This is a genomic window from Paracoccus aminovorans, from assembly GCF_001546115.1.
Lineage (GTDB): Bacteria > Pseudomonadota > Alphaproteobacteria > Rhodobacterales > Rhodobacteraceae > Paracoccus > Paracoccus aminovorans_B.
The window spans coordinates 1,157,418-1,179,250 of the sequence record NZ_KQ955208.1 but is presented as its reverse complement, the minus strand read 5'-3'; the positions used below and the strand labels follow the sequence as shown (position 1 = coordinate 1,179,250).

The window sequence follows — 21,833 nt, the reverse complement described above, 5'->3', positions numbered from 1 at the left end:
CCTTGCGAACCCCCGGGGCATGTTTCCCGGGGGTTCGACCTTCAGGAGACGCCATGCGGACCTATGCCATCGGGGACATCCACGGCCAGCTTGGGCTGCTGAAGCAGGCGCATGCGCGCATCGCCCGCGACGAGGCGGCGCGGGGCGGCGTCTCGCAGCTGGTCCATGTCGGCGACCTGCTGGATCGCGGCCCCGATTCGCGCGGTGTCATCGACTATCTCATGCAGGGCCAGGCCGAGGGCCGGCCCTGGATCGTGCTGAAGGGCAATCACGACCGCTTCCTGCCGCGCTTTGCCGCCGAGCCGGGCTGGATCGACGCCGGGCTGGCCTCGGGGCGGCACTGGCTGGACCATGAAAAGCTGGGCGCGGCCGAGACGCTGGCATCATACGGCATCGACCTGCGCGACCACGCCGGCACCCATGCCGCGGTGCTGGACCGGGTGCCGCAGGCGCATCTGCGTTGGCTCGAGGCGCTGCCGCTGTGGCACCTGACCCCGCGGGCGCTGTTCGTCCATGCCGGCATCCGCCCGGGCGTCGACCTGGCGCGGCAGACCGAGCAGGACCTGGTCTGGATCCGCAAGGGCTTTCTTGACGACGCCCGCGACCATGGCCCGCTGGTCGTGCATGGCCATACCGTGGTCGAGCGGGTCACGCATTTCGGCAACCGCCTGGCCATCGACACCGGCGCCGGCCATGGCGGGCCGCTGAGCGTGGTGGTCTTCGACGAGACCGGCCTGCACCTGCTGACCGATGAGGGGCGCAGGCCTCTGGCCGCTGCCTGATCCTGTGGCGCCGCGGCCATCGCGCAGGCGTGAAATCCCTAAAATCAAGGGCATCCATTGACGCAGGCCGGGCAGGGGCCAAATATGACGTTATCATGACATTCAGGCGCCGGCCCCTTCGCCCGACGCCAGGAGGTGAGGCGCCGTGCAGTCCCTATCCGTGATCCTTCAGTTGGCGGGTGCCGTGGCGCTGTTGTTGTTCGGCCTGGGGCTGGTGCGCGACGGCATGCTGCGCGCCTTCGGGATGAAGCTGAAGGTGGCGCTGGGACGGGGCACCGGGACCGGGCTGCGGGCCTTCGTCTCGGGGCTGCTCGCGACGCTGGGGCTGCAAAGCTCGACCGCGACGGCGCTGATGACGGCCTCTTTCGTGGATCGCGGCATGATCCGGCCGCGCATGGCCCAGGTCGTGCTGCTGGGCGCGAACCTTGGCACGGCGCTGACCGCCTGGATCGTCGCCTCGGGGATCGAGGCGCTGGTGCCGGCGCTGCTGCTGCTGGGCCATGTCCTGCGCCGGCGCGACCAGCGGACATGGTCGGGGGCGGGGCTGGCGCTGATCGGCATCGGGCTGATGCTGCTGTCGCTGTCGCTGCTGACCGGGGCGACCGAACCCCTGCGCGACTCGGCGGCCATGGCCGCGTTCCTTGCCATGCTGGGCGATGCCTGGCCGGTGGCGCTGGCCTTCGCGGCCGGGCTGGCGGTGGTCTGTTCCTCGTCGCTGGCGGTGGTGATGCTGGTGCTGTCCCTGGGCATGGCGCCGGCGCTGACGGTGGTGCTGGTGCTGGGCGCGAACCTGGGCGGGGCGATCCCGCCGCTGCTGGCGACCGCGGGGCAGGGGGTGGCGGCGCGGCGCGTGGCCCTGGGCAACCTGATCGTGCGCGGCATCGGCTGCCTTCTGGCGCTGCCGCTCGCCGGCCAGGCGGCGGCGCTGCTGACCGCGCTGCCGCTGCCCGAGACCGGGTTGGCGGTCGAGGCGCATCTGGCCTTCAACCTGGTGCTGGCGGCGGCAATCTGGCCCTTTGCCGAGCTGCTGACCCGGCTGACCGCCATCCTGATGCCCGAGGCCGAGCAGACCCCGCCGATCGAGGTGCAGCTGCTGGACGGCTCGGCGCTGGATGCGCCCGCCGTGGCCCTGGCCCGCGCCAGCCGCGCCGCGCTCGCCATCGGCGACGTGGTCGAGCGCATGCTGCAGCAGGCCCGGACCGCATTCGCGCATGGCGACGACGCGCCCCTGGCCGAGGTCCGCGTGCTCGAGGATCGGGTGGACCGCATGCAGCAGGAGGTGAAGGGCTTCCTGTCGCGCCTGGGCCGCGAGGCGGGCGAGGACGAGCGGCGCCAGGCCATCACCATCCTCGACTACGTCATCAACCTGGAGCATGTCGGCGACATCATCGACAAGGGCCTCGCGCCCGAGATCCGCAAGAAGGCGGGCCTGGCGCTGCGCTTTTCCGAGGAGGGCTATCGCGAACTCGACGGGCTGTTCCTGATGACGATCGAGAACCTGCGCGTGGCGCAGACCGTCTTCATGACCCGCGACCGCGACCTGGCGCGGCAGCTGATGGAGGAAAAGGTCGAGATCCGCCGGCTGGAGCGCCTGTCGGCGCAGCGCCACCTGATGCGGCTGCGCGAGGGGCGCGAGGACAGCCAGCAGACCTCGTCGCTGCATCTCGACATCCTGCGCGACCTGAAGCGGGTGAACGCGCATATCGTGTCGGTCGCGCATCCGATCCTGGACGAGGCCGACCTGCTGATCGAAAGCCGGTTGAAGACGGGGTAAGGCAGGGCTTTGCCATCGTCCTGCGGCGGGCTGGAACCGCGACGGGACCGGGCGCAAGCTGCTCTTCCCGGTCAAAGGGGGAATCGCTTCGGCGCACCAACCGGCATGAAGATCATTTGTCCTCGCATGCGGAACCTGCGCTATCCTTGCCCTGTTCGTTGCGGTTGCGCCGGTGAGCGCCGAGACGAGCCGGATTCTTCTCATACCACCGGCCCTTTCTCGTGGCGCAGCAGGTCGATGAGCCTCCGCTAGGTGGTGTTGACAAAAGGGATTCACAGGGTGGCCTGATCGTGATTCAAGCTGGTACCTGCAATGGAGACCAGCTTGGCACGAGACCTGATGTCGGACGAGGAATGGGCGTTTCATGAGCGCTTCATTCTGGCCGTGCGCGCCCCGAACGGGCGCAAGCCCGCAAATCACCGCCTTGTTCTTGATGGGATTTTCTGGATCGCGCGGACCGGCTCTCCTTGGCGCGACCTCCCAGAAGAGTTCGGGAAGTGGTCCAGTGTCTACCGCCAGTTCCGGCGCTGGACCCTGGCGGGGTTGTGGGAGCAGATCCTCGAAGCGCTGAACGAAAGTCGGATCGTGCCGGATGCGCTCCAGATGATCGACAGCACCGTGATCCGCGCCCATCATCAGGCAGCGGGCGCAAAAGGGGGACTCCAAGACAGGGTTTTGGCCGTTCAAGAGGTGGTTTCACGACCAAGGTCCACCTGCGCGTCAATGCTGCCGGGCTGCCAATGAGGTCGGACATCACGCCGGGCCAGACATCGGACTACCTGGGCTTTGATCTGGTCATGGACGACAACCTGCCGGAGCCTTGCATCCTGCTGGCCGATCGCGGCTATGACTCCGACAAGGTTCGCAAAACCATGGAGGCGCGTAGCATCCTGCCGGTGGTCCCGATGCGCAAGTCTCGCAGGCTCCGTGTCGCTGTCGATCGCAGGCTCTACCGGCTGCGGAACCTTGTCGAGCGGTGCTTCAACAAGCTCAAGAACGCTCGCCGTGTCGCCACCCGCTACGACAAGACCGCCGAAAGCTTCCTTGGCTTCATCGATATCACGTCGATCCGCCTCTGGCTCCGCCATTTGTCAACATGACCTAGGTGCTCCTTAGGTTGCTCCTCAGTTCACCTTGGGGTCCTGTATCAACCCAGCCTGGAGCTATAGGTGGTCATAATTCCCTCCCTCCTCCCTCACCCCTCAGAACCATGGCTGAACCCTGGGCTGTCCTATAGGGTGCCCTAATTCCTGAGCCCCTCAGGCTGAGCTATAGTACGGCCTAATCAGCCTGTCTGGTGCTATAGGGAAGGTAACTGCGGGCCATGGCTGGGATCTGGTTGAACAGTCTGTCTGTCCTATAGGGAGGGGTAATTGCTCCGCCCCAGATGCCCCTCTCCGGCCTGCACTGGTGAGCCGTACAGGGCGATGAGAGGGGTTCAGGTACCAGCCCAGCCAAGGACCGGAGATGCCTCTCTACGGCGCTCTCCGGGGCTCCTGTGGCCTGCACGTTGTTCCCGCCTCCTGTTCCCCTTGGTGAACCCTGGCCGAACCTATGGCAGGCCCTAACTGCGATAGCCCCACAGAGTCACGGAGAGGGCCGTACAGGGGCGTGAAGGTTCTCTGCTAGGGTGGGGTAAGGGGATGGGGAAGGATCGCCTCCACAGCCCTCCTGTGGCAATCTGGTCGTCTCACCGCGAGAAAGCGTCGATCAGGTTCAGGACGGCAAGAATCTTCCGGGTGCCGCTGTCAACCCGATAGACCCGATCCTCGTCACGATAATAGTCCCACCCCCGGCGGCGCTCCAAATCATAGCGGTCGAAGTCGCGGATGATCCGGTAATCCCCGATGCGCAGCGTGTCCCCCACTCGGGTGCCGTACCGCTTGCCGACCTGCCCCGGCGGAACGCAGGGCGGGTTCTTCTTGGCAAGGCCGGGAGGGCAGTTGCTTACATAGCGCGTTTGAACGCGGTGGATGACCTTGGGACCGTGCTCATTCTGTTGGCGGTGGGCCAAAGCACCTTTCCCGTTCCCATTACCGCGTCCGGGATCAGCGGCAACCGGGCTAACTCCAAGGGCGGCTAGCACCAGTGCAGTCGTCAATTTTGCTGTCAGTTTCATCGTTCACAATCCGAGGTCGTTTCGTAGGCATATACCAGCGGATGCACACTCCGTTGCATCACAAAATCATGCTTGGCGGAAACAGGCCGAGAAGGTGCTGAAAGGCTCAGTCAGGCACCGGGGCTGGTCCAGCCGCAACGCTTCCAGCGGCGACGCAGGATGACCAGAGGTGATTCCTTTGGGGCCCGACCGGATGCCGAGGAGGCGTCCTAAAACTGGTCAGAATGGCTGGTCAGAATGAAGGAAGGGGAGAAGGTAGGAACAGGCTCTAGCGCCTTGATTTCTCTTCATAAAATATGATGCGCGAAATAACTGGTGGAGCCAAGGGGAGTCGAACCCCTGACCTCTTGAATGCCATTCAAGCGCTCTACCAACTGAGCTATGGCCCCACCGGAGGTCTCGGGCGGCGTCTCCGTCGCCCGTGTGAGGGGTCGTATAGAAGGGCCGCCGAAGGGGTGCAAGCGGAAAAACACCCCGCGCCGGAAAAAATCCGAAAACCCTCGCTTCCAACTGAAATGCAACGCTTTTCCAGGCGCCCCCCACAGGCGCTGGAGGCGCGGCGGGCGCGCCTCCGGCGGGCGATCAGCCCAGGCCCAGCTTGCCGCGCAGCGTCGACAGGTCCTCGGCCAGCGTGTTCACCTTGGTCGAGAGCAGGTTGCGGTCGGCGTCGGTCAGCTCCTCGTAGGAGACATAGCCGCCGTCCTTCTGGTATTTCACCAGAACCTCGTCCACCGCCTTGAAATTGCCGTCGACCTTGGCGACGAAATCGGCCTCCTTCTCGGCGATCAGCGGGCGCAGCAGCTCGTAGATCTTTTGCGAGCCCTCGAAGTTCGCGTCGAAATCCCACAGGTCGGTGTGCGAATAGCGGTCTTCCTCGCCCGAGATCTTGGTCGCGGCGACTTCCTCCATCAGCACGGCCGCGCCGCCCACCACCACCTCGGGCGGGAAGGTCAGGCCGTTGATGCGGGCGTCGAGGTCGGTCACGTCCGCCAGCAGCTTGTCGGCATAGCCCTCCAGACCCTCGGTCGAGCCCTTTTCCCAGAGCCCGTGCTCGATGCGGTGGAAGCCGCTGAAGGCGTCGTCCGCCTCGGCCTTCTCGAAATCGTCGGCGCGGGCGTCGATCGACACGTCGAGGTCCGAGAACAACTCGGCGATCGGCTCGATGCGCTCATAGCTCATGCGGGTGGGCGCGAACAGCGACTTGGCCTTCTCGACGTCGCCGGCCTTGACGGCCGCGGTGAAGGCCTTGGTGTCCTCGACCAGTTTCGCCGTGTTTTCCGCGACATAGATCTTATAATCCGCCAGCGGCGCGACCAGGTCCAGCGACGGGTCGGCGGCAAGGGCGACGCCGCCCCAGCCGGTCAGGGCCAGCGCCAGCGCCGTGCTCCTCAGATGTCTTGCAAGCATGTTCAGATCTCCCGTTGATGCAAGGTGACGGCTGGGCGGATCAGCTCCGCCTGGCTGCGGTGACAAGGGCCGAACCGAGATAGTCCCCGGGCTGCACGCCGGGCAGGGCGAAGAAATAGCCGCCGCCGATCGGCTTGATGTATTCCTCCAGCGGCTCGCCGTTCAGCTTTTCCTGCACGGCTATGAAGCCGGCCTGCAGATCGGCCTGCCAGGCGATGAACAGCAGGCCCTGGTCCAGCTGGCCGTTCTTCAGCGCGCCGCGCGAATAGTTGAAGGGCCGGCGCAGCATCAGGTGCTTCTGGCTGTCCGGCGTGCGCGGATTGGCCAGCCGGATATGCGCGCTGTGCGGTGTCGTATCGCCATCGGGATCGGCGGCATAGTCCGGCACATGGCGCTCGCCCGCCTCGGGCGCGTCCAGCGGCGCGCCATTGTCCTTCATGCGGCCGAAGATCCGCTCCTGCTCGCGCAGGGGGGTGCGGTCCCAGCGTTCGACCAGGTTGCGGATGATGCGCACCGCCTGGTAGCTGCCGCCATGCGCCCATTGCGGCTCGTCCTTGCCGCCGGTCCAGACGATGCGGTCCATCGCCGCCGCGTCGGTGGCGTCGGGATTGGCCGAGCCGTCGCGGAAGCCCAGGAAATTGCGCGCGCTGGGGGTGGTGCCGTCCGGCCCCGGCAGTTCGGGCGGGACCGAGCCCTCGACCATCCAGCGCAGCACCACGAATTCCGACAGGTTCTTCAGGATGTCGCGCAGCGCGTAAAGGCAGGTGTCCTGCAGGTTGGCGCAGAACTGGATCGACATGTCGCCGTGGCACAGCGCCGGGTCCAGCGCGTCGTTGCGGAACTGCACCATGCGTTGCAGCCGCGCCGGCTTCAGGCCCGCGAGCCAGGGCTGGTTCTGGAACAGGCTGTCGCCCAGCGCCACGGTGATGGTCAGGTTGTCGGGCGAGATCACCGGGCCCAGCAGGCCGGAATCGGCCGGCGGCAGCTTGGGGTCGCGCTGCGGCACCGGGCCGCCGGCGGTCAGGAATGCGGCACGCTCGGTCAGCAGCCGCAGCATGCGCTCGAAATCGTCGAGCGAGCCCAGCACCAGGTCGAAGGCCGCGACGATGCCGTTCGCCGGGCGCGGGGTGGTGATGCCGGCCTGGTGCGGGCCGTGAAAGGGCACGCTCTGCTTGGCCGATTCCGCATGGCCGTGCGGCGCGGCATCGACGTTGCGGGCCTGTTCGGGTTGCTGGGCGCGGGCGGGCAGGGCGGGCATCGCCCCCGCCGCCGCGCCAAGGGCCAGCGCCTTCAGCAAGGCGCGGCGGGGCAGGGTGCGGTGGTCGTCCATGTCAGTTCATCCCGATGGCGGTTTGCAGCCGGCCCAGCGATTCCGAGAGCCGGGTCAGGTCGGCGGAAAGCGCCTCGCGCTCGGGCTTGGGCACGTCGCCATAGCTGGCAAAGCCCTTGTCGCGCAGCGCGGCCAGCCGGGCGTCCAGCGCGTCCAGGTCCTGGCCGATGACCGTGTCCAGCGCCGGATCGACGCCGGCCACGACCTGCCGCAGCAGGCCGGCCAGCTTGCCGATGCCCTCGACCCCGGCCGCGAAATCCTGCAGGTCGTTTCCGGCATAGAGGTTTTCGCCCTCGGGCACCTGGGCCTGGGCCATCTGCAAGGCGCTGGCGCCCGGCATCTCGATCAGCAGGCCCGGGTCCAGCGGCGCCTGTTTCAGCCGCTGCGCCAGTTCCTTGAGGTCGGCCAGCAGCGCATCGGCGACGGGCAGCAGCCCCTCGGTGCTGTCTTGCGCGAAAAGCCCGTATTCCAGGCGGTGATAGCCGGTGAAGCCCGGATCCTGCTCGCGCTTTTCCAGATAGGCGGCGCGCGGGTCGATCCGGTCCTCGAGATCCGAGAAGCGATAGGCCAAGGGCTCGATGCGGCGATAGGGCAGGCGCGCCTCGCGCCAGGCGGCTTGCGCGGCCTTGACATCGCCCGCCGCGATGGCCTCGCGCAGGGTTTCGGCGGCCTTCACGGCGGCATTGCCCTGCATGACCAGGAACACCCGGTATTCCGACAGCGGCCCCAGGAACTTGCGCAGCGTCACCTCGGAGGCGGCGGCGCTGGCCTCGTCCGAGGCGGTGACGCTGAGCGTGCCGCGCGGGTTCGACAGCAGCCCGCAGGTGATGGCATATTCGCCCGGTTGCAGCTGCACCTCCAGCGTGGCGCGGAAGCCCGGGGCGATGTTCTCGCGCTCGGCCACGACCATGACGCCGTCCAGGATCTCCCATTCGATGGGACGGTCCGAGGCGTTCACGATCTCGAAGCTGCGCCGGCCGCCGGCGACGGTGATGGCGTTCGGATCGCAGGTGGTGGCGCCGACGGTGACCAGCTGGTCGGCGGCGGTCTGGCTGCCGGCATTCTTTTGCGTCGCATACCAGAAGGCGGCGCCCCCGGCCACGGCCAGCACCGCCGCGCCCAGGATGGCCAGGGCAAGGCCTTTCGACGGAGAACTCATTTACGTCCCGCAGTCTGCGGCCGGGCCGGCATGGCGCCGTTCATCGGCCTGAGGAAAAGATACAGCGTCACCGTCAGGAAGATCGCCCAGGCCAGCGCCTCGCCGACCGTGGGCGCCTCGCGATAGCCCAGAAGGCCCGACAGCACCGTGCCCAGCGGGCTGGTTTCGGGCAGCAAGCGGCCCAGGTCATAGACCCGGTCCTGCAAGCCGTTCCACAGCCCCGCCTCGTGCAGCGCCTTGACCGAGCCGGACAGGAGCCCCGCCGCGACCAGCAGGATGAAGATGCCGGTCCAGCGGAAGAAGCGGCGCAGGTCCAGCCGCAAGGCGCCGGCGTAAAGCCCCCAGCCGGCGCCCACGGCGACCAGCACGCCAAGCGCCGCGCCGATCGGCGCCGCGCCGTCCCGGCTTTGCTGGAAGATCGCCAGCAGGAAGAACACCGACTCCAGCCCCTCGCGCGCGACGGCCAGGAACACCATGCCGATCAGCGCCCAGGTGCCGGCGCTGCCCTGCTGCGCCAAGGCCTCGTCGATGCCGGCATGCAGCTCGGCCTTGATCGAGCGGGCGGCGCGGCGCATCCAGAACACCATGGCGACCAGCACGCAGACGGCGATCAGGCCGATCACCGCCTCGAACAGCTCCTGCATCTTTTGCGGAAAGCCGCTGGCCAGCAGCTGGATCGCGGCGCCGGCGAACAGCGACAGCGCCACCGCCAGGAACACGCCGACCCAGATCGCCGGCAGCCATTGCCGGCGGCCGGTCTGGCGCAGGTAGCTGGCGATGATGCCGACGATCAGCGCGGCCTCGAGTCCCTCGCGCAGCATGATGAGGAATGGTGCGAGCATCGGCCTTTCCCAGCTTTGTCACGCAGCGGGTCCGCTGGCAGGGCCAGTCGGGCGGGCTTGGCGGCAATGGACCGGACCGACATGGCCCGGTTTTCCCGAGTCATTAAGACGGAAATCGGCAAAGTCAATCCAGAGCGAAACGCTAGGAAAGTTCCGCGACGCCGTGCCTCAGCCCCGCCCGTGCGGCTGCTGCCAGTCGATCAGCGGGTTGATCGGGATGATGCGATGCGGGTTTATCGTGGCGTGGCTATAGTGATAGTGCCGCACGATATGGTCGAAATGCACCGTCTCGGAAACGCCGGGCCATTGATACAGCTCGCGCGTCCAGCCCCAGAGGTTGGGATATTCCCGCAACCATTTGCGATTGCACTTGAAATGCGTGTGATAGACCGGGTCGAACCGGACCATGGTGGTGAACAGCCGCCAATCCGCCTCGGTCACCCGGTCGCCGCACAGATAGCGGTTTTCGGCCAGCTGGTTTTCCAGCCCGTCCAGCGTCTCGAACAGCGGGAACACCGCCTCGTCATAGGCGGCTTGCGAGGTGGCGAAGCCGGCCTTGTAGACGCCGTTATTCACCCGGTCGTAGATGCGGGCATTGAGCGCGTCGATGCGGGGCAGCAGATCGGCCGGGCAATAGTCGTCGCGGTTGCCGGTCAGGCCGTCGAAGGCGCCGTTCAGCATGCGGATGATCTCGGCGCTTTCGTTGCTGACGATGGTGTTCCGCGCCTTGTCCCACAGCACCGGCACCGTCACCCGGCCCGAGGCCTTGGGGTCGGCCCTCAGGTAGATGTCGCGCAGGAAGGGCAGGCCGAACAGCCGGTCCCCGGTCGCGCCGGCGAAATCCGTGCCGAAGGTCCAGCCCTCGGACAGCATGTCGGGATGCACGACCGAGACGTCGATATGCGGCGCCAGCCCCTTCAGCGCGCGAAAGATCAGCGCGCGATGCGCCCAGGGGCAGGCATAGGAGACATAGAGGTGATAGCGCCCGCTTTCGGCGGCAAAGCCGCCCTCGCCGGTCGGGCCGGGGCTGCCGTCCGGGGTGATCCAGTTGCGCCAGGCCGTCACGCTGCGCTGGAACCGCCCGCCGGTGCTTTCGGTGTCATACCATTCGTCGTGCCAGGTGCCGTCCACCAATTGTCCCATGCCGTCCCCCGCTTGCTGCCTGCCGCCCCAGCATAGCCCGCCGCGCCGCGTCGGCAACCGGGGCGTGGCTTGACGATATCTTCGAAATATTGTAGGTATGAAGCCATGACCACCCAGACCCTGCCCCAGACCCTGCCGCTGCCGGAAGGCATCGACCCCGAAGCCATGCGCCAGGCGGCGGCCGAGGCGGGCGAGTTCCTGAAGATGCTGGGCAATCCGCACCGGCTGATGATCCTCTGCGCGCTGAGCTCGGGCGAGAAATCGGTGGGCCAGCTTGCGGCCTTCCTGGGCATCCGCGATTCCACCGTCTCGCAGCACCTGGCGCTTCTGCGCCGCGACCGCATCATCGCCGGGCGGCGCGCCGGGCAGGTGATCTGGTATCGCATCGAAAGCGAGCCGGCGCGGCGGGTGATGGCCGTGCTTTATGAGAGCTTCTGCGCCTGAGCGCAGTCGCCGCGCAGCGCGCAGGTCGCCTCGTGCTGCGACAGGAACACCCGGCCCGAGAGGTGGCGCAGGAAATCGCTGCGGCCCAGCCGGTCCATGACCGGGCCCTTGACCTCGGACAGGTGGAACTTGACCCCGGCTTCGGCCAGCCGGCGGTTGATCTCCTGCAGGCTTTCCAGGGCGCTGGCGTCGATGTCGCTGACCGAGGGGCACATCAGCACGACATGGCGGATGCGCGGATCGCCCGCCACCAGCGCGGCGATGCGGTCCTCGAGAAAGCGCGAATTGGCGAAATACAGGCTTTCGTCCACGCGCAGCGACAGGATGCCGGGGCAGGTCTCGACCCGGTGGCGGTCGATATTGCGGAAATGCTCGGTGCCCGGCACCTGGCCCACCACCGCCATATGCGGGCGCGCGCTGCGATAAAGCTGCATGACCAGCGACAGGATGACGCCGGCGCTGATGCCCTGCTCGACCCCCACCAGCAGCGTGACCAGGATAGTCGCGGCCATGGCGGCGAAATCGCGGCGGGAATAGGCATGGGTGCGAGCGATGGCGCGCAGATCGACCAGCGACAGCACCGCCAGGATGATGGTCGCGGCCAGCACCGCCTGCGGCAGGTCGGCCAGAAGCGGCGTCAGGAACAGCGCCGCGCCGGCGATGCCGATGGCGGTGAAGATCCCCGCCGCCGGGGTCCGCGCGCCGGCATCGTCGTTCACCACCGAGCGGGCAAAGCCCCGGTCACCGGATAGCCGCCGCTGAGCCCGGCGGCGAGATTGGCCGCGCCGAGGCCGATCAGCTCCTGGTCCGGGGCGATGCGCTGGCGCCTGCGCGCCGCCAGCGTCTGCCCGACCGAGACCGACTCGACGAAGCCCACGACCGAGATCAGCGCCGCCGCCGGCGCCAGCGCGGCCAGCAGCTCCAGCGACAGGGCGGGCAGGGCGGGCGTCGGCAAGCCCTGCGGGATGGCACCGACCAGCGCCACGCCGCGCGCGCCCAGGTCGAAAGCCTTGACCAGCAGGACCGCGACCGCGATGGCCAGGATCGGCGCCGACCGTGCCAGCATGTCGGCCAGCCGCGCCGGCAGGCCAAGCGCGGCCAGGCCCGGCCGCGCCCAACGCCGCGCCGCGTAAAGGAAGGCCAGCGCGCCGAAGCCGATCGCCAGCGTCCAGCCGTTCGCCTGGCGGGCCCCGGCCAGCAGCGCGGGCAGGATCTCGACCAGCGTGGTGCCGCCGGCCTGGATGCCCAGCAGATGCTTCACCTGCCCGGCGGCGATCAGGATGCCCGAGGCGGTGATGAAGCCGGAAATCACCGGATGGCTGAGGAAATTCGCCAGGAACCCCAGCCGGAACAGCCCCGCCGCCAGCAGCATCGCGCCCGAGATCAGCGCCAGCGCCGCCGCCGCGACCAGCGGGCCGGCCAACCCCTGCGCCACCACCGGCCCGATGGCCGAGGCGGTCATCAGCGACACCACCGCCACCGGCCCGACCGCCAGCACCCGCGAGGTGCCGAAGCCGGCATAGGCGACCAGCGGCAGGATCGAGGCGTAAAGCCCGACCTCGGGCGGCAGGTTCGCCAGCATGGCATAGGCCAGGCTCTGCGGGATCAGCATGATGGTCACGATCACCGCCGCCAGCAGGTCCGAGGACAGCGTGGCCCCGTCATAGCCCCGCGCCCAGTCCAGCGCCGGCAACCTCATCCGCGCAGGATCCGCGCCAGCGCAATGCCCGCCAGCATCGCCGCGACGAAGATCACCGCGTCGGGCTGGCCCAGCCCCAGCGCGGGAATCGCGCCTCCGGGACAGAAGCCGGCGATGCCCCAGCCGATGCCGAACAGGATCGAGCCGCCGACCAGCCCGCGGTCGAGATCGCGCCGCGCCGGCAGCTGGAAGGCGGGCGCGAGAGCCGGGCGCGGGCGGCGCAGCGCCAGCCGGTAGCCGATGAACGTGACCAGCAGCGCGCCGGCCATGACAAAGGCCAGCGACGGATCCCAGGCCCCAGCAAGATCGAAGAAATTCAGCACCTTGGCCGGGTTGATCATGCCGGCAAGCGCGATGCCGGCGCCAAAGACCAGGCCGGACAGCAGGGCGGCGAGGATCGGCATCCTAGAACCCTCCGATCAGGTGGCGGATGACGAAGACGGTGGCGAAGGCCGCCGCCATGAAGCAGCCGGTGGCCACCAGCGACCGCGGCGACAGCCGGGCATTGCCGCAGACGCCATGCCCCGAGGTGCAGCCGCCGCCATAGCTGACGCCGATCCCGACCAGCAATCCGCCGACCACCAGCCAGGGTTGCGGCACCGGGCTGTCGAAGGCGATCTCGACGCCCGCCGCCCGCATCAGGGCCGGCGCCGCCACGGCGCCCAGCAGGAAGGCCAGCCGCCAGCCGCGCCCGCGCTCGAAGATGGCGCCGGACAGGATGCCGGTCATGCCGGCGACCCGCCCCAGCGCCGCCATCAGCAGGACGGCGGCCAGCCCGATCAGCGCGCCCCCCAGCGCCGAGTGCAGGGGCGTGAAATCCGTCACCGCCGCCCGCAGGTGCTGATGCCGAACAGCGCATAGGCCGGGCAGACCCGCGCCAGCGCGGTCAGCACCAGCACGGCGCCGACGACCAGCGCCGCCCATTTCGCCAGCCCGGTCAGCCCAGCGAGCAGGCCCAGCAGGATCAGCGCGCCGCCAAGGGCGATGCGCAGGCTGCGGTCGATACCGCCGATATTCGTCTTCATCCTCGTCTCCCTCCTCAGTCCCAGGCCGCGTCGAGCAGGTCGAGCGGGATTTTCAGATAGCGCCGGCCGTTCGATTCCGGCTCGGGCAGCCGGCCGGCATTGGTGTTCACCTGCAAGGCGTGCAGGATCAGCTTGGGCATCGGCAGGGTCTTGTCGCGCGCCTCGCGCGTGGCGACGAAGCCGGCCTCGTCCATGCCGGCGACATGCGGGTTCTGGCGCTTCTGCTCGGCCACGGTCGATTCCCAGCGCGGCGGCCGCCCGCCCGGACAATAGTCGTGGCCGGTGAAGATGCGGGTGTCGTCCGGCAGGGCCAGAATGGCCTGGATCGAGCGCCACAGCACCGCCGCATTGCCGCCGGGGAAATCGGCCCGCGCCGTGCCGCTGTCGGGCATGAACAGCGTGTCATGCACGAAGGCCGCGTCGCCGATGACATAGGTGACCGAGGCGAGCGTATGGCCGGGCGAGAACATGACCCGCGCCGGGATGGTCCCGACGCTGAAGCCGTCGCCTTCGGCGAACAGCCGGTCCCACTGGCTGCCGTCGGCGGGCATCTCGCGGTTGTAGAAGCCGTTCCACAGCTTCTGCACCTCGACCACCTTTTCGCCGATGGCGGCCGGCGCGCCGGTCTTGCGGCGCAGATAGTCGGCGGCCGAGAAATGGTCGGCATGGGGATGGGTATCCAGGATCCACTGCACCCGATAGCCCTTGTCGGCGACGAAGTTCAGGATGCGGTCCGCCTCGATGGTGGCGGTGGCGCCGGATTTCTCGTCATAGTCCAGAACCGGGTCGATGATCGCGCAATCCCCGGTCGCGGGGTCGGCCACCACATATTGCACCGAGCCGGTCCGCGCCTCGTAGAACCCTGTCACTTCCGGATGCGCATTCATGGGAAAACCTCGTGCTTGGCGGGCGGGATACGGAATTTCATCCGTGATATATTCGATTATGCGAATGTATGCAAGAGACCGCGACACCTGCGCGGCTTCGTCGCGGTCGCGGGCCTCGCGCATGAAAAAGGGCCGGATGCGCGCGGCATCCGGCCCGTTCTGCTGACGCCGAAACGGCGCCCTATTCGATTTCGACGAGCAGGTCCTTTGCGTCGACGGCCTGTCCTGGGGTGACGTGCAGCGCCTTGACCGTGCCGGCGCGGTCGGCGTGCAGGCCGGTTTCCATCTTCATCGCCTCGATGGTCAAGAGCATGTCGCCCACATTGACCTTTTGCCCGACCGCGACCGCGACCGAGGCGACGACGCCGGGCATCGGCGCGCCGATATGGCCCTCGTTCGCGGGGTCGGCCTTGGGACGGGCGGCGGTCTGCGCCTTGACCAGACGGTTCGGCACCCGGATCACCCGCGGCTGGCCGTTCAGCTCGAAGAACACCTTGACCTCGCCGGTCTCGTCGGTCTCGCCGATGGCCTGCAGGCGGATCTCCAGCGTCTTGCCGGGGTCGATCTCGGCCGCGATCTCCTCGCCCGGCTCCATGCCGTAGAAGAAGGTCCGCGTCGGCAGCGTCCGCACCGGGCCATACATCCGGTGCCGGCCCATGTAGTCCAAAAACACCTTGGGATACATCAGATAGCCGTTCAGGTCCTCGTCATCGACCGCCTTGCCTTCCAGAAGCGCCTCGACCTCGGCCCGGGTCGCCTCCAGGTCCACCGGCGGCATGCTGGCGCCGGGGCGGGTGGTCAGCGGGGCCTCGCCCTTCAGCACCTTCTTCTGCAAGGCCGCGGGCCAGCCCCCGGGCGGCTGGCCCAGGTTGCCCTTCATCATGTCGACGACCGAGTCGGGGAAGGCGACCTCGACCGAGGGATCCTCGACCTGCTGGCGCGACAGACCCTGCGCCACCATCATCAGCGCCATATCGCCCACCACCTTGGAACTGGGCGTGACCTTGACGATGTCGCCGAACATCCGGTTCGCATCGGCATAGGCCTGGGCGACCTCGTGCCAGCGTTCCTCCAGCCCCAGCGAACGCGCCTGCGCCTTGAGATTGGTGAACTGGCCCCCCGGCATCTCGTGCAGCCAGACCTCGGAGGCCGGGGCCTGCAAGCCGCTTTCGAAGGCGGCATATTGCTCGCGCACCGCCTCCCAGTAGTTCGAGATCTCGCGGATGGCGCGGATGTCGAGCCCGGTGTCGCGCTCGGTGTGGCGCAGCGCCTCGACCACCGAACCCAGGCAGACCTGCGAGGTATTGCCCGACAGCGCGTCCATGGCGCAGTCGACCGCATCGACCCCCGCCGCCGCCGCGGCCAGGATCGTCGCCCCGGCGATGCCGCCGGTGTCATGGGTGTGGAAATGCACCGGCAGGCCGATCTCGTCCTTCAGCGCCTTGACTAGGACCCGCGCCGAGGCCGGCTTCAACAGCCCCGCCATGTCCTTCAGCCCCAGCACATGCGCGCCGGCGTCGCGCAGTTCGCGTGCCATCTTCAGATAGTATTGCAGGTCGTATTTCGATCGCGCCGGGTCCAGCAGGTCGCCGGTATAGCAGATCGTGCCCTCGCAGATCTTGCCGGCCTCGATCACCGCATCCATGGCGACGCGCATGTTCGGGGTCCAGTTCAGGCTGTCGAAGACCCGGAACACGTCCACGCCGGTCTTGGCCGCCTGGCGCACGAATTCCTGCACCACATTGTCGGGGTAATTGGTGTAACCCACCCCGTTCGAGGCCCGCAGCAGCATCTGCGTCATCAGGTTCGGCATGCGCGCGCGCAGGTCGCGCAGCCGCTGCCAGGGGCATTCCTGCAGGAAGCGATAGGCGACGTCGAAGGTCGCGCCGCCCCAGCATTCGACCGAGAACAGGCCGGCCAAGTTCGCGGCGTAAGAGGGCGCGACCCGGATCATGTCGATCGAGCGCATCCGCGTCGCCAGAAGCGACTGGTGGCCGTCGCGCATCGAGGTGTCGGTGATCAAGAGCCGCTTTTGCGCCAGCATCCAGGCGGCGACGGCCTTCGGGCCCTGGCTCTCCAGCAGTTGCCGCGTGCCCGGCGCCGGCTCGGCCTTGGCTGCGGGCGGCACCAGGGCGCGGGCCTCGGCCGGCGGCAGGGGGCGGCCGGCGGTCTCGGGATGGCCGTTGACGGTGATGTCGGCGATATAGACCAGGAGCTTCGTCGCCCGGTCGCGGCGCTTGCGGAACGCGAACAGGTCCGGCGTGGTGTCGATGAACTTGGTCGTGTAGCTGTCGTCGAGGAAGGTCGGGTGTTTCAGCAGGTTGATGACGAATTCGATATTCGTCGCCACGCCGCGCACCCGGAATTCGCGCAAGGCCCGGTCCATGCGGGCGATGGCCTTTTCCGGGGTCTGGGCATGGGCGGTGACCTTGACCAGCAGCGAATCGTAGAAGCGGGTGATGACGCCCCCGGAATAGGCGGTGCCGCCGTCGAGCCGGATGCCGTTGCCGGTGGCCGAGCGATAGGCGGTGATGCGGCCGTAGTCCGGGATGAAGTTGTTCAGCGGGTCCTCGGTCGTGACCCGGCATTGCAGGGCGTGACCGTTCAGATGCACATCGGCTTGGCTGGCGGCGCCGGTGGCCTCGGCCAGGGTCGCGCCCTCGGCGATCAGGATCTGGGACTGCACGATGTCGATGCCGGTGACCTCCTCGGTCACGGTATGCTCGACCTGGACGCGCGGGTTCACCTCGATGAAGTAGAACTGCTGGCTGTCCATATCCATCAGGAATTCGACGGTGCCGGCGTTCTGGTAGCCGACGGCGCGGCCGATCTTCAGCGCCAGCGCGCAGACCTCGGCGCGCTGGTCCTCGGTCAGATAGGGCGCGGGCGCGCGTTCGACGACCTTCTGGTTGCGGCGCTGCACGGTGCAGTCGCGTTCGTAAAGATGGTAAAGCCCGCCGTGGCTGTCGCCCAGAAGCTGCACCTCGACGTGCCGCGCGCGCAGGATCATCTTTTCCAGGTAGCCCTCGCCATTGCCGAAGGCGGCCTCGGCCTCGCGCCGTCCCTCGCGCACCTTCTCGGGCAGCTCGCCCTCGCCCATGATCGGGCGCATGCCGCGCCCGCCGCCGCCCCAGGAGGCTTTCAGCATCAAGGGATAGCCGATCTCGGCCGCCTCACGCTTGATCGCCTCCATGTCCTCGCCCAGGACCTCGGTCGCCGGGATCACCGGCACGCCGGCCTGGATCGCGACGCGCCGGGCGCTGGCCTTGTCGCCGAGCGCGCGCATGGTGTCGGCGCTCGGCCCGATGAAGGCGATGCCGGCGGCCTGGCAGGCATCGACGAAATCGGGGTTCTCGCTGAGCAGGCCATAGCCCGGATGGATGGCGTCGGCGCCGGATTCCTTCGCGACGCGGATGATCTCGGGGATCGACAGATAAGCCGCGACCGGCCCCAGCCCCTCGCCGATGCGGTAAGCCTCGTCCGCCTTGAAGCGGTGCAGGCCCAGCTTGTCCTCCTCGGCATAGACCGCCACCGTCTTCTTGCCCAGCTCGTTCGCCGCCCGCATCACGCGGATCGCAATCTCGCCACGGTTCGCAACCAAGATCTTGCGGAACATATCGCCCCCCTGTGTTCGCCCGAGCGGGCACATTAGAGATGCTGCGCTGCAGCGCAAGCAGTCTGTTTCGGCAGTGTCATGCGCCGGTCATGTCGTCAGATCGCCGCGCGATAAAGAAGTTTCTCAGCAGAATGCGCGATTCTCCTGCCGAAATGCCGTCAATGATCTCTGGCCGGTGGTGGCATTGCGGATGGTCGAAGACCCGGGCGCCATGGCGCACCCCGCCCATGCGCGGGTCCTCGGCGCCGTAGTAGAGCACGGCGATGCGGGCGGCGGAAATCGCCGCGGCGCACATCGGGCAGGGCTCCAGCGTCACCCACAGCCGCGTGCCGGGCAGGCGTTGCGACCCCAGCGCGGCGCAGGCCGCGCGGATGGCCAGGATCTCGGCATGGGCGGTCGGGTCGCAAAGCTCGCGCGTGCGGTTGCCGGCCCGCGCCAGCACGCGGCCATCGGCGCCGACCAGCACAGCGCCGACCGGCACCTCGTCGCGGCGGGCGGCGGCGCGCGCCTCCTCCAGCGCATCGGGCATATGCGAGGCGAAATCCATGGCGGTGCTTTTCGCGCGCGTGCGGCGCCCGTGCAAGAACTGCTTTCCATCCTCATGCGTTCGGCCTAGATTGCCCGCTTTGCCACCGCAGCGATGCGCAGGAGATCGCCATGACCGAAGACACCCCCGAGACCGCCCAGACTCCGTCCGCCAATCCGCAATCCGATCGCATCGCCAAGGTGATGGCCCGCGCCGGCGTCGCCAGCCGCCGCGAGGCCGAGCGCATGATCGTCGAGGGCCGCGTGACCGTGAACGGGCAAAAGATCGACAGCCCGGCGCTGGACGTGACGCCCCAGGACAAGATCCGCGTCGACGGCAAGCCGCTGGAGGCGCCGCAGGAGACGCGGCTGTGGCTCTATTACAAGCCCCTGGGCCTGGTCACGACCGAAAGCGACGAGAAGGGCCGCCAGACCGTGTTCGACGCCCTGCCGCGCGACCTGCCGCGGGTGATGACCGTCGGCCGGCTGGACCTGAATTCCGAGGGGCTGCTGCTGCTGACCAACGACGGCGAGCTGAAGCGGCGGCTGGAACTGCCGACCACCGGCTGGCTGCGCCGCTACCGCGTGCGGGTGAACGGCACGCCGAACGACCTGACCTTCGCGCCTTTGCGCCGGGGCGTGACCATCGAGGGCGAGGAATTCGCGCCGATGGAGATCAGCCTGGACAGCCAGCAGGGCGCCAATGCCTGGCTGACCGTCGGCATTCGCGAGGGCAGGAACCGCGAGATCCGCCGCGCCATGTCCCATGTCGGGCTGATCGTGAACCGGTTGATCCGCATCGGCTATGGGCCGTTCAAGCTGACCGGGCTCGAGGAGAACGAGGTGCGCGAGGTCAAGCGCAAGGTGCTGCGCGACCAGCTGGGCGGGCTGCTGACCGGCGAGACCGAGGAAAAGCCGCGCAGCTTCCGCGAACGCGGCGCCGCGCGCGGCGAGGCTGATGAGCGGCCGCGCAAGCCTTTCGCGCGGCGCGAGGACGGCGAGCGGAAGCCCTTTGCCCGTCGTGAGGACGGCGACCGCAAGCCCTATGCCAAGCGCGAGGATGGCGACCGCAAGCCGTTCGCGCGGCGCGAGGACGGTGACCGGAAACCATTCGCCAAGCGCGGCGACGGTGATCGCAAGCCCTTCGCCAAGCGCGAGGACGGTGACGGCAAACCCTATGCTCGTCGCGAGGACGGTGACCGCAAGCCCTATGCCAAACGCGAGGACGGCGACCGCAAGCCGTTCGCCAAGCGGGGCGACGCCGACCGCAAGCCCTTCGCCCGCCGCGACGATTCGGATCGTCCCGAGCGCCCCGGCAAGCCCGGTTTCAAATCCGGCCCGCGCCCGGCCGAGGGCGGCCGCGGCTTCAAGCCGCGCGGCGAGCGTTCCGAGGGTGGCTTCAAGCCGCGGGGCGAGGGCAAGCCGATGCGCGGCCCCAAGCCCGGCGGCAAACCCGGCCCCAAAACCGGCCAACGTCCGGGCGGCCCGGCAAAAAGCGGCCGCGCCCCCGGCAAGGGAGCGCGGCCTGAGGGAAAGGGGCCGAGACGCGGCTGACCGCATCGGCATGGCGGGTGGCGTCGGGAAACCGCGCCGCCCGGAATTTCACGGCCCTGCGCAGGCGCCGGCCGCGCGACCCAAGGCGCATGCTGGCTGCGGTGCTGGCGCGGCGTGGACGCTTACTTGGTGAGGATCAGCTTGCCGGCGCGGGTGATGCGCAGGTTATAGACCTGGTCGCCCAGGACGATCAGCGCCTGGTTGCCGCCCGCGGTCAGGGCTTCGGCATCATGTTCGGGCAGGCGCTGCAGGGCGATGACGCCGGGACGCGTGAATTCGGCGGGGCGGGTCGCGGTCATGTCCATGTCCTCGTGTTGGTTTCTGTCGCGGTAAGCGTAACCTGACAAATTCGCTAAGAGATGTCAAAGGAAAATAGTCGGGAATTTTCGGATTCAGTAACCGGCTGTTCTATATAAATAAAACGGGCGCCGATGCGGCGCCCGTTTGGTTTGGCCGGAGATAATGATTCATTCCTGTCCAAGACAATCCGCCAGCGCCGCAGCCATGCCGCGCAGCAGCGTGGCATAAAGCGCGGCGCCGGGCTCGGCCGTGCTGCCCTCGGGGTCCAGCGCGGCGCCGGCCCGGGTGGCGCTGCCCTCGGTCACGGCGGCGATCAGGCGGGGGTCGTGATTCGCCTCGGGAAAGGCGCAGGCGGCGCCCTCGGCCGCGATCTGGTCGCGAATGGTCTTTAGCCGCGCCGCCGACGGCGTCGAGGCATCGCCCAGGCTGACTGCGATGGCCGGCTGCAGCCCGTAATGATCGGTGAAATAGCCATAGGCATCGTGGAAGACCACGAATCGCTTGCCCTGCACCGGCGCCAGCTGCGCCTTCAGCGCGCCGTCCAGCGCGGCGATCTCGGCCGCCGCCTTGCTGGCATTGGCGGCATAGGTCTCGGCATGGTCGGGGTCGCGCTGCGACAGGGCGGCGGCGATGCCCTGCACCCAGGTCGCGGCATTGTAGGGGTCAAGCCAGGCATGCGGGTCGAGCCCGCTGTGATGGTGGCCGTCGTCGCCGTGGTCATGGCCGTGGTGCCCGGCATGGTCCTCATGCTCATGCTCATGCTCATGCTCATGCTCATGCTCATGCTCATGCTCGTCCCCGCCGGCGAAATCCCGCAGCTGCGTGCCCGGTTGCTCCAGCAGCGCCAGCGCGGCACCCCTGGCGGCCAGGCCGGCGGCCGGCCGCTCCAGCCAGGGCGTCAGCGCCGGGCCGACCCAGACCAGCAGGTCGGCGTCCTGAAGGCTGCGCGCCTGGCTCGGGCGCAGCTGATAGTGATGCGGATCGCTGCCCGCCGCCAGCAGCGCCTCGGGCTGGCCCAGCTCGCCCATGACCTGTTGGACGAGCGCGGCGGTGACCGGCGTATCCGCCAGCACGCGCGGCACCTCGGCCAGGGCGGGCAGGGCCGGGGCGGCCAGGGCAACGGAAAGAAGAAGGGCGTGTCGGGTCATGTCTGGGCTCTCTTGCGGAAACGCCAGAGTTATTTATGTTATATCGTAACTCGTCAAGTGAAATTGTAATAGTATCACA

19 protein-coding genes, 1 tRNA gene and 1 pseudogene are annotated in these 21,833 nt (G+C 68.1%); 5 read left to right on the top strand and 16 right to left on the bottom strand.

Annotated elements, in window-relative coordinates:
- The first annotated feature begins 53 nt into the window (after positions 1-53).
- From ASV56_RS06105 to ASV56_RS22585, 3 genes are all read left to right on the top strand, one after another.
- The gene (locus ASV56_RS06105; protein ID WP_062561217.1) at positions 54-782 is read left to right on the top strand and encodes a metallophosphoesterase; all 729 of its coding nucleotides are present in this window, start codon (positions 54-56) and stop codon (positions 780-782) included.
- 145 nt (positions 783-927) lie between these two features.
- Positions 928-2,556 carry a Na/Pi cotransporter family protein gene (locus ASV56_RS06100; protein ID WP_062561216.1) on the top strand — a complete coding sequence of 543 codons (1,629 nt, stop codon included), beginning with the start codon at positions 928-930 and terminating at the stop codon, positions 2,554-2,556.
- A 312-nt stretch (positions 2,557-2,868) separates the two neighbouring features.
- A protein-coding gene (locus tag ASV56_RS22585) for an IS5 family transposase (RefSeq protein WP_123130128.1) occupies positions 2,869-3,656 on the top strand; the annotation gives its coding sequence in 2 pieces (ribosomal slippage) (positions 2,869-3,205 and positions 3,205-3,656; 789 coding nt in all).
- A 590-nt stretch (positions 3,657-4,246) separates the two neighbouring features.
- Here the strand turns inward: ASV56_RS22585 and ASV56_RS06085 are convergent.
- From ASV56_RS06085 to ASV56_RS06055, 7 genes are all read right to left on the bottom strand, one after another.
- Positions 4,247-4,675, bottom strand: coding sequence for a hypothetical protein (locus ASV56_RS06085; RefSeq protein ID WP_062561215.1), 429 nt, complete (start codon positions 4,673-4,675; stop codon positions 4,247-4,249).
- Between the two features lie 313 nt (positions 4,676-4,988).
- Positions 4,989-5,064: transfer RNA gene (locus ASV56_RS06080), tRNA-Ala, on the bottom strand.
- Between the two features lie 193 nt (positions 5,065-5,257).
- Positions 5,258-6,082 (bottom strand): iron uptake system protein EfeO, encoded by an 825-nt coding sequence (gene efeO / locus ASV56_RS06075; protein WP_062561214.1) that lies wholly within the window; start codon positions 6,080-6,082, stop codon positions 5,258-5,260.
- A gap of 40 nt (positions 6,083-6,122) precedes the next feature.
- A complete protein-coding gene (gene efeB, locus ASV56_RS06070; protein WP_062561213.1) occupies positions 6,123-7,412 on the bottom strand; it encodes an iron uptake transporter deferrochelatase/peroxidase subunit in 1,290 nt (429 codons plus the stop codon).
- 1 nt (position 7,413) lies between these two features.
- Positions 7,414-8,571 (bottom strand): iron uptake system protein EfeO, encoded by a 1,158-nt coding sequence (efeO, locus tag ASV56_RS06065; protein ID WP_062561212.1) that lies wholly within the window; start codon positions 8,569-8,571, stop codon positions 7,414-7,416.
- Positions 8,568-9,413: an iron uptake transporter permease EfeU gene (gene efeU / locus ASV56_RS06060; protein WP_062561211.1), complete on the bottom strand. Its 846-nt coding sequence runs from the start codon at positions 9,411-9,413 to the stop codon at positions 8,568-8,570. Before efeU ends, efeO (ASV56_RS06065) begins: the two co-directional genes overlap by 4 nt.
- A gap of 168 nt (positions 9,414-9,581) precedes the next feature.
- Complete coding sequence (locus ASV56_RS06055; protein WP_062561210.1) at positions 9,582-10,556, bottom strand: glutathione S-transferase family protein; 975 nt, start codon at positions 10,554-10,556, stop codon at positions 9,582-9,584.
- 105 nt (positions 10,557-10,661) lie between these two features.
- On the opposite strand from ASV56_RS06055, the gene ASV56_RS06050 reads away from it, so the two are divergent.
- Complete coding sequence (locus tag ASV56_RS06050; protein ID WP_062561209.1) at positions 10,662-11,000, top strand: ArsR/SmtB family transcription factor; 339 nt, start codon at positions 10,662-10,664, stop codon at positions 10,998-11,000.
- Here ASV56_RS06050 and ASV56_RS06045 read toward each other — a convergent pair.
- The 7 genes and pseudogenes from ASV56_RS06045 to ASV56_RS06015 all read right to left on the bottom strand — a co-directional run bounded on the left by ASV56_RS06045 (position 10,979) and on the right by ASV56_RS06015 (position 18,774).
- Positions 10,979-12,699 (bottom strand): annotated as a pseudogene (locus ASV56_RS06045) (SulP family inorganic anion transporter). The gene ASV56_RS06050 and the pseudogene ASV56_RS06045 overlap by 22 nt on opposite strands.
- A complete protein-coding gene (locus ASV56_RS06040) occupies positions 12,696-13,103 on the bottom strand; it encodes a DUF6691 family protein (protein ID WP_062561208.1) in 408 nt (135 codons plus the stop codon). The pseudogene ASV56_RS06045 and the gene ASV56_RS06040 overlap by 4 nt, the downstream one beginning before the upstream one ends.
- A 1-nt stretch (position 13,104) precedes the next feature.
- Positions 13,105-13,524 carry a YeeE/YedE family protein gene (locus ASV56_RS06035; protein ID WP_062561207.1) on the bottom strand — a complete coding sequence of 140 codons (420 nt, stop codon included), beginning with the start codon at positions 13,522-13,524 and terminating at the stop codon, positions 13,105-13,107.
- On the bottom strand, positions 13,521-13,724 hold the full coding sequence (locus ASV56_RS06030; protein WP_062561206.1) for a YgaP family membrane protein: 204 nt from the start codon (positions 13,722-13,724) through the stop codon (positions 13,521-13,523). The genes ASV56_RS06035 and ASV56_RS06030 overlap by 4 nt, the downstream gene beginning before the upstream one ends.
- Before the next feature lie 14 nt (positions 13,725-13,738).
- Complete coding sequence (locus ASV56_RS06025) at positions 13,739-14,611, bottom strand: MBL fold metallo-hydrolase (RefSeq protein WP_062561205.1); 873 nt, start codon at positions 14,609-14,611, stop codon at positions 13,739-13,741.
- 181 nt (positions 14,612-14,792) lie between these two features.
- Entirely contained in the window at positions 14,793-18,227 is a 3,435-nt protein-coding gene (locus ASV56_RS06020) for a pyruvate carboxylase (protein ID WP_062561204.1), read from the bottom strand.
- A gap of 76 nt (positions 18,228-18,303) precedes the next feature.
- Positions 18,304-18,774, bottom strand: coding sequence for a nucleoside deaminase (locus ASV56_RS06015; RefSeq protein ID WP_062561203.1), 471 nt, complete (start codon positions 18,772-18,774; stop codon positions 18,304-18,306).
- A 110-nt stretch (positions 18,775-18,884) separates the two neighbouring features.
- Here ASV56_RS06015 and ASV56_RS06010 point away from each other — a divergent pair, with 110 nt between their 5' ends.
- On the top strand, positions 18,885-20,306 hold the full coding sequence (locus ASV56_RS06010; RefSeq protein ID WP_062561202.1) for a pseudouridine synthase: 1,422 nt from the start codon (positions 18,885-18,887) through the stop codon (positions 20,304-20,306).
- A gap of 122 nt (positions 20,307-20,428) precedes the next feature.
- Here ASV56_RS06010 and hemP read toward each other — a convergent pair whose 3' ends face one another.
- Both hemP and ASV56_RS06000 read right to left on the bottom strand, forming a co-directional pair.
- Positions 20,429-20,605, bottom strand: a complete 177-nt coding sequence (gene hemP, locus ASV56_RS06005; protein WP_081614994.1) for a hemin uptake protein HemP — start codon at positions 20,603-20,605, stop codon at positions 20,429-20,431.
- 168 nt (positions 20,606-20,773) lie between these two features.
- Positions 20,774-21,754, bottom strand: a complete 981-nt coding sequence (locus ASV56_RS06000) for a zinc ABC transporter substrate-binding protein (RefSeq protein WP_062561201.1) — start codon at positions 21,752-21,754, stop codon at positions 20,774-20,776.
- Between the last annotated feature and the right edge of the window lie 79 nt (positions 21,755-21,833).